Source organism: Chelatococcus sp. CO-6 (genome assembly GCF_001271345.1).
Classification (GTDB): Bacteria; Pseudomonadota; Alphaproteobacteria; order Rhizobiales; family Beijerinckiaceae; genus Chelatococcus_A; species Chelatococcus_A caeni.
Genome location: NZ_CP012398.1, coordinates 2,726,037 through 2,737,447, shown reverse-complemented (window position 1 = coordinate 2,737,447; position 11,411 = coordinate 2,726,037). Strand labels below are relative to the sequence as shown.

At 71.3% G+C, this 11,411-nt stretch carries 12 protein-coding genes; 9 read left to right on the top strand and 3 right to left on the bottom strand.

Annotation, left to right across the window (positions count from 1 at the left end; genetic code table 11):
- Window positions 1–7 precede the first annotated feature (7 nt).
- Complete coding sequence (locus AL346_RS12870) at window positions 8–508, bottom strand: DUF6101 family protein (RefSeq protein WP_053193742.1); 501 nt, start codon at window positions 506–508, stop codon at window positions 8–10.
- A 318-nt stretch (window positions 509–826) separates the two neighbouring features.
- Here AL346_RS12870 and AL346_RS12865 point away from each other — a divergent pair, with 318 nt between their 5' ends.
- The 5 genes from AL346_RS12865 (at window position 827) to lpxK (ending at window position 5,215) form a co-directional block, all read left to right on the top strand.
- Window positions 827–1,627 carry a 3'(2'),5'-bisphosphate nucleotidase CysQ gene (locus AL346_RS12865; RefSeq protein ID WP_040403791.1) on the top strand — a complete coding sequence of 267 codons (801 nt, stop codon included), beginning with the start codon at window positions 827–829 and terminating at the stop codon, window positions 1,625–1,627.
- Window positions 1,628–1,694: 67 nt separating this feature from the next.
- On the top strand, window positions 1,695–1,940 hold the full coding sequence (locus tag AL346_RS12860; RefSeq protein WP_019401293.1) for a DUF4170 domain-containing protein: 246 nt from the start codon (window positions 1,695–1,697) through the stop codon (window positions 1,938–1,940).
- Between the two features lie 14 nt (window positions 1,941–1,954).
- On the top strand, window positions 1,955–2,680 hold the full coding sequence (locus AL346_RS12855; protein WP_053193740.1) for a lysophospholipid acyltransferase family protein: 726 nt from the start codon (window positions 1,955–1,957) through the stop codon (window positions 2,678–2,680).
- A 154-nt stretch (window positions 2,681–2,834) separates the two neighbouring features.
- Window positions 2,835–4,118: a 3-deoxy-D-manno-octulosonic acid transferase gene (locus AL346_RS12850; protein WP_053194059.1), complete on the top strand. Its 1,284-nt coding sequence runs from the start codon at window positions 2,835–2,837 to the stop codon at window positions 4,116–4,118.
- A 74-nt stretch (window positions 4,119–4,192) separates the two neighbouring features.
- A complete protein-coding gene (gene lpxK, locus AL346_RS12845; protein WP_053193737.1) occupies window positions 4,193–5,215 on the top strand; it encodes a tetraacyldisaccharide 4'-kinase in 1,023 nt (340 codons plus the stop codon).
- A 3-nt stretch (window positions 5,216–5,218) separates the two neighbouring features.
- On the opposite strand, the gene AL346_RS12840 is transcribed toward lpxK, so the two are convergent.
- A complete protein-coding gene (locus AL346_RS12840) occupies window positions 5,219–5,443 on the bottom strand; it encodes a DUF2093 domain-containing protein (RefSeq protein ID WP_019401296.1) in 225 nt (74 codons plus the stop codon).
- Window positions 5,444–5,533: 90 nt separating this feature from the next.
- Window positions 5,534–7,183: an exodeoxyribonuclease VII large subunit gene (xseA, locus tag AL346_RS12835; RefSeq protein ID WP_019401297.1), complete on the bottom strand. Its 1,650-nt coding sequence runs from the start codon at window positions 7,181–7,183 to the stop codon at window positions 5,534–5,536.
- A 358-nt stretch (window positions 7,184–7,541) separates the two neighbouring features.
- Between xseA and AL346_RS12830 the strand changes: the two genes are divergently transcribed.
- From AL346_RS12830 to AL346_RS12815, 4 genes are all read left to right on the top strand, one after another.
- Window positions 7,542–7,838: a SelT/SelW/SelH family protein gene (locus AL346_RS12830; RefSeq protein ID WP_019401299.1), complete on the top strand. Its 297-nt coding sequence runs from the start codon at window positions 7,542–7,544 to the stop codon at window positions 7,836–7,838.
- 334 nt (window positions 7,839–8,172) lie between these two features.
- On the top strand, window positions 8,173–9,453 hold the full coding sequence (purD, locus tag AL346_RS12825) for a phosphoribosylamine--glycine ligase (protein ID WP_019401300.1): 1,281 nt from the start codon (window positions 8,173–8,175) through the stop codon (window positions 9,451–9,453).
- A 97-nt stretch (window positions 9,454–9,550) separates the two neighbouring features.
- Entirely contained in the window at window positions 9,551–10,459 is a 909-nt protein-coding gene (locus AL346_RS12820; protein ID WP_019401301.1) for an alpha/beta fold hydrolase, read from the top strand.
- Window positions 10,456–10,914, top strand: a complete 459-nt coding sequence (locus AL346_RS12815; RefSeq protein ID WP_053193732.1) for a GNAT family N-acetyltransferase — start codon at window positions 10,456–10,458, stop codon at window positions 10,912–10,914. The genes AL346_RS12820 and AL346_RS12815 overlap by 4 nt, the downstream gene beginning before the upstream one ends.
- Window positions 10,915–11,411: the final 497 nt, after the last annotated feature.

Below are 11,411 nucleotides of genomic sequence, written 5' to 3'. Positions count from 1 at the left end.
CGCTCCCTCAGTCCCGCGCCATCATGTCCCGGCCGTGCACCCGCACCGGGCGCATCAGCGGCTTGCCGGTCTTGCGCCGGACGAGGAAGCGCGGCCGGCGGCCGTTCAACAGGCCGTGACGGCGGCGGATGCGGATTTCGCCGAGCTGCAGCCGCCCGATCTGCGGCCGCGGGCAGACGATGACCCCATCCTCGCGCTCCAGCAGGAGAGGCAGGCCGGAGGTTGCGGCGACGCTGCGCCACACGGCGGCGATGTCGCCGTCGTCCCAGCGGCCGATGACGAGATCGCGCCGGCGGTCGTGGCCGACGAGCACGAGCTCGAACATCTCGGCATCGCCCTCCTCCGGCACGAAACGCACCGCCACGCCCGCGAAGGTGCCCGCGGCACCGGGGAGGATCACCCGGGCACCCGGAAGCCTCATCACGATATCGTTGAAGGAAATGGCTTCGCCGGCGGCGGGTTGCACATGGCAACCCGCCCCGGCGGCCGAGTTCTTGCCTGCCGCCATGTCGACGCCTCTTGTTCTGACGCTCCCGCGCGGCACTCTCTTTGTCCGGAGCACTCGCGCCTTATGTCGCCAATATTGCGCGGCACCGGCCCAAAAGGCCTTAACGGGTTGGGTTAAGGCCTTCTTGCCGGCCCCGTTTCGGCGCGGATGCTCAACGAAACCTTTCCGCGACCGGAGGGGCCGGACGGATCCGGCACGGGTGCGCGTGCGACAGCACGCCGCCCGGCTATTGCAGCGGTCGCGAGCGGCCTTTACAAGACCGGCCATCCAGGAACTTCAAGAGAGCCTGCGGGGACGATGCTCGCCTCCCATCCGGACATGGCTGCCAAACTGCGCGTCCTCCTTCGCGAGACGGCGCGGGAGGCCGGCCTTGCGGCGCTCGCCTATTTCCGCGCCGGCCAGGCGACGCGGGCCGACGTGTGGTCGAAGGCCGGCGGCTCGCCGGTGACGGAGGCCGACATCGCGCTCGACCGGCTCATCGCCGAGCGGCTGCGCGGCGCCATGCCGGAGGCCGGCTGGCTGTCGGAGGAGACCGCGGACGATCCAGCCCGGCTGTCGAAATCCCTCGTCTTCGTCGTCGACCCCATCGACGGCACGCGCGCCTTCATGCAGGGCGGCTCCGACTGGGCGATCTCCATCGCGCTCCTCCTCGACGGGATGCCGCTCGCCGCCATCCTGCACGCCCCGGCGCTCGGTGTGACCTACGAGGCCCACCGCGGCCAGGGGGCGCTGCGCAACGGGGAGCCGCTGCCCCTGAGGGCAGCGGCCGCATCAGCCCATGCGCCCATGCGCGTCGCCGGCCCGGCCATGCTCACCAAGCGTCTGCTGCCCTCCTTCGGCGCCATCGACGTGGTGCCCAAGATCCCCTCGCTGGCGCTTCGCCTCGCGCGGGTCGCGGACGGCGCCCTCGACGTCGGCCTCGCCTCCGCCAACGCCCACGACTGGGACATCGCGGCGAGCGATCTCATCCTGTCGGAGAGCGGCGCGGCGCTGACCGGGCTCACGGGCGAGCGGCCGGGCTTCAACCGGCCGAGCCCGGTGCACAGCCCGCTCGTCGCCTCGCCCGGGGCGCTCCACCCGCGCGTGCTCGACGCGCTCGCCGAGGGGACAACGGCGTGAGCGCGCAAGACCGCCCCTACGGCACGACCCTTCGATCAACCTCGACCATCACGGGACTTGCGAGACCATGAGCGAGACGGCACCGAACAAGCAGCTTCTGCACCTCGTCTTCGGCGGCGAGCTGGAAAGCCTCGAGGGCATCACGTTCCGCGATCTCGCCAACCTCGACATCGTCGGGATCTACCCGAACTACGCAAGCGCCCACGCGGCCTGGAAGGCGAAGGCCCAGGCCACGGTGGACAACGCCCACATGCGCTATTTCATCGTCCACCTGCATCGCCTGCTCGACCCCGAAACCGGCCAGCCGGCCTGAGGCGGCCGGGCTCCATGGCGCTTCTCAAGCGGATCAGCCGGTCACGCCCGGTGCAGGCCACCCTCGGGCGCCTGCTCGCCGGCTACCTGCGCCTCGTCGAGCGCACGAACCGCTTCGTCATGGAGCCGGCGGACATCTATGACCGCGTCGGGCCGCAGATGCCCGTCATCGTCGCCATGTGGCATGGGCAGCACTTCATGGTGTCCTTCGCCCGCCGGCCGCAGGACCGCGCGGCCGCGCTGGTCTCGCGCCACGGCGATGGCGAGTTCAACGCCATCGCCCTCAACCACCTCGGCATCCGCGCCATCCGCGGCTCCGGCGCGCGCGGCGGCAAGGTGCGCGAGAAGGGTGGCGCCGCCGCGGTGCGCCACCTCCTGCGCGCCCTCAAGGACGGCGAGATGGTGGTGATGACCGCGGATGTGCCGAAGGTGTCGCGCATCTGCGGCGAAGGCATCATCCTGCTCGCCAAGCTGTCCGGCCGGCCGGTGGTGCCGGTCGCCGTCGTCACCAGCCGGCGCATCGACTTCAACAGCTGGGACCACGCCTCCATCGGCCTGCCCTTCGGGCGCGGCGCCATCGTCATCGGCGAGCCGATCCACATCGCGGCCGAAGCCGATCCGGGCGCCATGGAGGATGCGCGCCTCGCCGTCGAGCGCAGCCTCGATGCCGTCCATGCCCGGGCCTATGCCCTCGTCGGCGACCGCGATCCCGGCATGAAGCCGGTGGAGACCACCCGATGAAGGCGTTGTCCACAGCACCGACCTTCCCCCGACGCGCGATCTGCGCACGGCCGGGGATACTGCCGCCGGCGAGCGTCGAAATGCCATCTTCCGGCGCTGCCAATGGCGTCGGCGACGGCTGGTCGCCGCAGGAGCCACAAGGATGGGCGGCCGCATGACGCTGCCTCTGACACTCTACCGTCTCGGCATGACGCTGCTGGAGCCCGCGGCCGCCAGCCTGCTCGTCTCGCGCCGCAAGAAGGGCAAGGAGGACCCTGAGCGCATGGGCGAGCGCCGGGGACTCGCCGGGCGCGCCCGGCCGGCCGGGCGCCTCGCCTGGGTGCACGGGGCGAGCGTCGGCGAGGTCGTTTCGCTGATGCCGATCGTGGAGCGGTTGACGCGGCGCGGCTTCCGCGTGCTCGTCACCTCCGGCACGCTCACCTCGGCGTCCGTGCTCGCCCAGCGCCTGCCGCCGGGAGCGGCGCACCAGTTCATGCCGCTCGACGTGCCGCGCTACCTGCGCCGCTTCCTCGACCATTGGCAGCCGGACCTCGTGCTCTTCGCCGAATCCGAGATCTGGCCGAATGCGGTCTTCGCAGTGCGCGAGCGCGGCATTCCGCTCCTCCTCGTCAACGCGCGGATGTCGGAGCGCTCCTTCCGCCGCTGGCGGCAGGCGCCGAAGAGCGCGCGGACGCTGCTCGAGCAGTTCGACCTGTGCCTCGCCCAGTCGCAGGCGGACGGCGAGCGGCTGGCACGGCTCGGCGCGCCGCGCGTCGGCATCGCCGGCAACCTCAAGTTCGACGTGCCCGCGCCGCCCGCCGACGCGCGCACCGTCGCGAGCCTCTCCGGCATCATCGCCGGGCGGCCGGTCTGGGTCGCGGCGAGCACGCACGGAGGCGAGGAGGAGATCATCTCGCTCGTCCACCGCGCGCTCATGGAGCGGCGGCCCGGCCTCCTCACCATCATCGCGCCGCGTCATCCCGAGCGCGGCGAGGCCGTCGCCGATATCGCCCACCGCGCGGGGCTCAACGTCGCCCTGCGCTCCGAGGGCGCTTTGCCGGAGCGGGACGTCGACGTCTATGTCGCCGACACCATCGGCGAGCTCGGGCTCTTCTACCGCCTCGCGCCCATCGCCTTCATCGGCCGCTCGCTGGTGCCGCTCGGGGGGCAGAACCCGATCGAGCCGGCAAAGCTCGGTGCGGCGATCCTGCACGGGCCGCACGTCTACAATTTCGCCGACATCTATGCGGCGATCGACCGTGCGCACGGCGCCCTGCCCGTGGCCGACGCCGAGAGCCTCGCCCAGGCGCTCGCCATGCTGCTGAAGGACACGGCGCGCACCCGGGCCATGGCGCGCGCCGCGGCGCAGACCGTCGAAAGTCTCGGCGGCGCCCTGGAGCGCACGATGCGGGCCATCGAGCCCTATATCCTGCACATGGACCTGCGCCACAACGGCTGACCCGCGCCCGCTCCTCCCTTGCGCCGCCGCCATCGAAGGGCAATCCTGCACCGAGCGGAATCGCGGGGAAGGCAATGAAGGCACCGGCATTCTGGTGGCAGGCGCGCCCGTCGTTCGCGGCATGGGTGCTGAGCCCGGTCGGCACGCTCTACGGGGCGGTCACGGTGCGCCGCATGGCGCAGGAGGGCGAGCCGGCGCCGCTGCCCGTCATCTGCATCGGCAATTTCACGGCGGGCGGCGCCGGCAAGACGCCGAGCGCCCTCGCCATCGCCCAGATCCTCGCCGGGCTCGGCGAGCACCCGGCCTTCCTCACGCGCGGCTATGGCGGCAGCCTGACGGGACCGGTCGCCGTCACCCCCACGCACACGGCCGCCGAGGTCGGCGACGAGCCGCTGCTGCTGGCGCGCCATTTCGTCACCATCGTCGCCTCCGACAGGCCGGCCGGCGCGCAGGAGGCGGACAGGCGCGGCGCGACGGTGGTCGTCATGGACGACGGGTTGCAGAATCCCTCCCTCGCCAAGGACCTGACCTTCGCGGTGGTCGATGCCGCCTTCGGTCTCGGCAACGGGCTGTGCGTGCCGGCCGGGCCGATGCGGGCGCCGCTCGACCGCCAGCTCGCCCATGCCCACGCCGTCATCCTGATCGGCGCGGGGGAGCGGGGCGTCAGGATCGCGCGGGCTGCGGCCGCGCGCGGGCGGCCGGTCCTGCACGCCCACATGGTGCCGGATCCGGCGGTCGCGGCGAGCCTCGCCGGCCGGCGCGTCCTCGCTTTCGCCGGCATCGGCATGCCGGAAAAATTCTTCGCCACCCTGCGCGGCCTCGGCGCCGATGTCGCCGTGGAACGCGCCTTCGCGGACCATCAGCCCTTCGATGTCGCGACTGTCGAGGCTCTCGTCGGGGAAGCGGAGGCCGAGGGGCTGATGCCCATCACCACGGAGAAGGATGCCGTCCGGCTCATGGGGCTCGCCGGCCAGACCGAGGTCCTGTCACGGATCGGCACCCTGCCCGTGACATTGCAATTCGAGGCGCCGGACGAGGTGGCGCAGCTGCTACAGGCGGCGATCAGCCACTGGCGCGCGCAGCAGGACGGTACCTGACGCTCAACCCCGCTCCGGACCTTTCTGGATGCGCTGCAGCACCGCCTCAGGCGAGGCATAGGCCTCCTGCAGGTCGACGCTCCAGTAGCGCAGCTCGTCGAGCGGTATGGGCTTGCCCGTCACGGCGCAGCGCACGAAGGCGCCGGGCCGGAGCACGCGGAAGTCGGCATCGAGATATTGCACGACGGCTTCACCGCCCATGGGCAGGCGCGGATCGTGGCGGTTCATGGCACTCACCTTGTTGCGGGGCTCCGCCCCTCTTTCCGTCATTAAGGACAGAACGGGCCGGGTTCAAGGCGAAGCGGCCAGGGCGGCATCTCACGGATCGAACAGCGAGGCCTGGCGTGTCGCCGGGACGGCGCCTTCGCGCGCCTTGCCGCGGGGGCGGGATGCCGTGCGCGCCGGAGCGGCGCCCTCTTCGTCCGCGATGGTGGCGCGCCGTTCGCCATCGGCGAGCTGCAGGCTGACGGCCATTCCGTCCGACAGGTCGGCGACGGAGCGCACGGGCCGGCGCGCCTCGTCCAGCACCACCGCATAGCCGCGGGCGAGCACGCCCTTGTGGCTGAGGCTCTCCAGGAGCTTCCAGCAGGACTGCAGGCGCTCGCGCCGCTGCACCAGCGACGCCTCGTAGCATCGCCGCGCCCTGAGGCCGGCAAGGGCGAGGCGCTCGCCGGCATTGTCCCAGCGCTCCTTCACCGGACGGAAGGCGAGCCGCGAGGCCGACCGCTCGAAGGCACCGCGCCGCCGCAGGGTATTGGCGGCGAGCCCCGCGACCAGCCGCCGCTCGAGGCCTTGCAGCACCGCGGCGCGCTCCGCGAGGCGCGCCTGCGGCGACAGGCGGGCGAGGCGCTGGGCGAGGCGGTTGAGCTCGACCTCGTGCCGGCGGGCATTGGTGTTGAGGCCATGGCGCAGGCGGCCGGCGGCGAGATCGAGCCGCTGGCGAGCGCCTGCCGTCAGGTCCTCGGCCCGCGGCAGGGCCCGCGCCAGGGCGCGTACGTCGGCCCGGCGCCGCTCCAGGAGCCGGTGCATGGCGCCGAGGTGGCGGCGCGCCAGCGTGTCGACCTGCGCGATGAGCTCGGAGCGCACCGGCACGACCTTCTCGGCCGCGCCGGTCGGGGTCGGCGCGCGCAGGTCGGCGGCAAGGTCGATCAGCGTCCAGTCCGTCTCATGGCCGACGGCCGAGACGAGCGGAATGTCGCTTTCCGCCGCCGCGCGCACGACGACTTCCTCGTTGAAGCTCCAGAGGTCCTCCAGCGAGCCGCCACCGCGCGCGACGATGATGACGTCCGGCCGCGGTATCGCATCACCCGGGCCGATGGCGTTGAAGCCGCGAATCGCGGCCGCGACCTCGGCCGCGCTCGTCTCGCCCTGCACGCGCACGGGCCAGACGAGCACGTGGCGGGGAAAGCGGTCGGCGAGGCGGTGCAGGATGTCGCGGATCACGGCGCCGGTCGGCGAGGTGACGACGCCGACGACTTCCGGCAGATAAGGCAGCACCTGCTTGCGCCGCTCGTCGAACAGCCCCTCGGCCGCGAGCTTGCGGCGCCGCTCCTCGAGGATGGCCATGAGCGCGCCGACGCCGGCCGGCTCGATGGTCTCGACGACGATCTGGTATTTCGACGAGCCGGGGAAGGTGGTGATGCGCCCCGTCACCACCACCTCGAGCCCCTCCTGGGGCTTGACCTTGAGGCGGCTGAACACGCCTTTCCAGATCACCGCGTCGATGCGCGCGCCCTCGTCCTTCAGCGAGAAATAGCAGTGGCCGGAGGAATGCGGGCCGCGGTAGCCCGACACCTCGGCGCGCAGGCGCACGAAGCCGAAAGCGTCCTCAAGGGTACGCTTCAGCGCGCCGGACAGGGTGGAGACCGTCCATTCTTGCACGTTGGAGGGGGGATTCGGATCCGGCTGATTCATGGGCGGCAGGATAGGCGTTCGGACCGCAAAGTGAAACGCCGCGCGGGCGCCCATCCCCGACATCCCGGCGTGCGATGAAGCGGCGATGCCGCGGGCGCGGGGCTGCGCGATCGGTTATCAATGCTGCTGCAGGGCGGAAGCAGACGGCGCGGCGACGGCCTCGCCCCTGCACCGGAGGTGACCGCCATGTGGTTCTTGCCACTGACGATCACCCTTAGAATGAGAAGGACCCGGAACAGCTGGCTACTGGAACTCCGGGTCCAGCTCATCGTCTAAGGAAAGGGGAGCGGGCGAAAGCCCGCTTCCCACTCCGGTATGATAGTTCCTGAAAGCCCATTTTCCAAGGTTTGGCGACCGCCACCCGGTTGACACGGGGCCCGCGCCGTCGATCTGCTGGGCGCCGGAGGACGACATGAGCGACGACACCACCGCGCCGACGAAGCCCCGCATCGTCATCACCTATTGCACCCAGTGCAACTGGTTGCTGCGCGCCGGCTGGATAGCGCAGGAGCTGTTGTCGACCTTCGGCGGCAGCCTCGGCGAGGTGGCGCTGGCGCCCGGCACGGGCGGCATCTTCCACATCACCGTCGATGGCGACCTCATCTGGGAACGCAAGCGCGACGGCGGCTTCCCGGATGTGAAGACCCTCAAGCAGCGCGTGCGCGACCGGCTCGACCCGGAGCGCGACCTCGGTCACATCGATCGATAGCGGCAGTCGGCAGTCGGCAGTCGGCAGTCGGCAGTCGGCAGTCGGCAGTCGGCAGTCGGCAGTCGGCCCCGACGCACACCCGCTCGGCCGGAAGCAACCTCGTTTCCCGGACGCATGCAGCGAAGCGGAATGCGATCCGGGACCCAGCGCAAGAATCTGCCGAAGGCGCCGTATGGCCGGCTCCGGATCTGCACCGCATCACTTCATGCTGCGGCGCGTCGGGGATACAAGCGTGCGTCCCAGCCATGACCCTCGTCCCATCCGCCCCTTGCCGCCGCCGGCTGCAGCCGGTACGACGCGGCAAGATCAATCGGCGCCAAGCAGGGGCGATCCCATGAACCTCCTCCTCATCGGCTCGGGCGGACGTGAGCACGCGCTCGCGTGGAAGCTCTCGGCGAGCCCGCTCTGCGACCGGCTCTTCATCGCCCCCGGCAATCCCGGCACGGCCCAGTGCGGCGACAATGTCGCCCTCGACGTGACCGACCATGCCGCCGTCGTCGCCTTCTGCCACGACAAGGCGATCGACCTCGTGGTCGTCGGCCCGGAAGCGCCGCTCGTCGCCGGTCTCGTCGACGATCTCGCGGCCGCCGGCATCAAGGCCTTCGGCCCGCGCAAGGCGGCTGCGCAGCTCGAAGGCTCGAAGGCCTTCACCAAGGAGCTGTGCCGCGAATTCGGCATCCCGACCGCGGCCTTCGCCCGCTTCACGGACGAGGCCGCCGCCCGCGCCCATGTGCGCGAGGCGGGGGCGCCGATCGTGGTGAAGGCCGACGGGCTCGCCGCCGGCAAGGGCGTCGTGGTCGCCGAGACGGTGGAGGAGGCCGAGGAGGCCATTGCGATGATGTTCGCCGGCGGGCTCGGCGCCGCCGGCACGGAGGTCGTCATCGAGGAATGCATGGTCGGCGAGGAGGCGAGCTTCTTCGCCATCGCCGACGGCAGGACCGCGATCCCGCTCGCCTCCGCCCAGGACCACAAGCGCGTCTTCGACGGCGACCGCGGCCCGAACACCGGCGGCATGGGCGCCTATTCGCCCGCGCCGGTGATGACGCCGGCCCTCGCACAGGAGGTGATGGAGCGCATCATCCTGCCGACCGTCGCCGGCCTCGCCGCGCGCGGCACGCCTTATGTCGGCGTGCTCTATGCCGGGCTGATGATCACCGCCGAGGGGCCGAAGCTCATCGAATACAACGCCCGCTTCGGCGATCCCGAATGCCAGGTGCTGATGCCGCGCATGAAGAGCGACCTCGTGCCCGTGCTGCTCGCCGCCTGCGACGGCGTGCTCGCCGACGTCGACGTGCGCTGGTGGGACGAGGTGGCGCTCACCGTCGTCATGGCCGCGAGGGGCTATCCCGGCACCGCCGAGAAGGGTTCCGTCATCCGCAGCCTCACCGAGGCCGAGGCGCTCGAGGACGTCCTCGTCTTCCACGCCGGCACGAAGGACGACGGCGGCCGGATCGTCGCCAATGGCGGGCGCGTGCTCAATGTCACGGCGACGGGCCGGACGGTGAAGGAGGCCAAGACCCGCGCCTACGAGGCGGTCTCGCGCATCGACTGGCCGGAAGGCTTCTGCCGCTCGGACATCGGCTGGCGGGCCGTGGCGCGCGAACAGGAGGCTTGAGGGCGCCATCCTGTCGGCGCACCGCGACATCGTCTGAATGCCGTTTCTCTCCCCGTGCTGTACGGCCTATAACCGATCGTGCGACAGGAGACTCGTCATGCCCGATCTCGCCGACCTCTTTCCCGGCTTCCAATCGCACTGGATCGACACCGAGGCGGGGCGCATCTTCGCGCGCTCCGGCGGCTCGGGGCCGCCGCTCGTGCTGGTGCACGGCTTTCCACAGACGCATGTCGCCTATCACCGCATCGCGCCCAAGCTCGCCGAGCATTTCTCCGTGGTGCTGATGGACATGCGCGGCTACGGCTGGTCCTCGGCACCGAAGGGCGACGGCGGACGCGAAACCTATACCAAGCGGGCCATGGGCCGCGACGTCGTCGCCGTCATGGAGGCGCTCGGCCACGTGCGCTTCTCCTTCGCCGGGCATGACCGCGGCGCCCGCGTCGGCTACCGGCTGGCGCTCGACGAGCCGGGCCGGCTCGACAAGCTGGTGCTGCTCGACATCCTGCCCACCTTCCATGTCTGGAAGCTGATCGAGGCCGGCAAGAGCCCGGCCGCGCACTGGGAGTTCCTCGCCCGCCCGGCGCCGGAGCCGGAGACGGCCATCGGCAAGGATCCCCTGCCCTATTTCGAGGATCTGCTGGTCCGCTGGTCGAAGACCAAGGACCTCAAGGGCTTCGATTCCCGGGCGCTCGCCCACTACCGCGCCAACTGGAACGAGCCGACCCGCATCCACGCCTTCTGCGAGGACTATCGCGCCGGCAAGACGACGGATGTCGAAGCCGACGAGGCCGACCTCGCGGCCGGCCGGACCATCACCGTGCCCACCCAGCTCATCTGGGGCGAGTTCTATCTCGTCACCACGGACAAGAGCCCGCTCGACGTCTGGCGCGAGACCTTTGCGCCCAAGGCCGTCGGCACCAGGGTCAACGCCGCCCATTTCGTGGCCGAGGAGGCGCCGGACGAGGTGCTCGCCGCGATGATCCCCTTCCTCGAGGGCAAGGCATGAGGTTCCGCGACGCGACCGGGGCGGACCTTGCGGCGATCGTCGCCCTGCTCGCCGACGATCCGCTCGGCGCAACCCGCGAGGCGTCGGCCGCGGAGCTCTCTCCCGCCTATGCCGAGGCCTTCGCAGCCATCGCCGCGGATGCCAACAACCGCCTGATCGTGGCGGATGATGGCGGGGCGGTCGTCGGCTGCCTGCAACTCACCTTCATCCCGGGCCTCACCTATACCGGCGGCTGGCGGGCGCAGATCGAGGGCGTGCGCATCGCCCAGAGCCAGCGCGGCCGGGGCCTCGGGCGGGCGATGTTCGACTGGGCGATCGAGGAGGCGCGCGCCCGCGGCTGCCGGCTCGTGCAGCTCACCACCAACAAGGCGCGGCCGGACGCCCTGCGCTTCTACGAGAGCCTCGGCTTCACCGCGAGCCACGAGGGCATGAAGCTCGACCTCAAGGCCGCCTGAGCCGCGCCGCAACGCGGGCCCGTCCGGCCCTGCTGCTTTGCCGTCATGCGTGCTGCGCCCCTAGTCCCGACCAGGAATGGAGCCAACGCCTCCGCTCGTCATGGCCGGGCTTGTCCCGGCCATCCACGCCCTTCGGCCCGGCGCAGGCGGCCCGGCGTGGATGCCCGCGACGAGCGCGGGCATGACGGCGGGAATGTGGAAGCCGGCGCGCTTTCCCATCGTGCTCGCGATGCCGATGGCGAGACAGCTGCGCGGCGGGGATGACATCCCCCGTCGCCTCCGCTCGTCATGGCCGGGCTTGTCCCGGCCATTCACGCCCTTCGGCCCGGCGCAGGCCGCACGGCGTGGATGCCCGCGACGAGCGCGGGCATGACGGCGGGAGCGTGGGGGCCGGCATGCTTTCGCACCGTGCTCGCGATGCCGATGGCGAGACAGCTATGCGCCGGGGATGACATCCCCCGTCGCCTCCGCTCGTCATGGCCGGGCTTGTCCCGGCC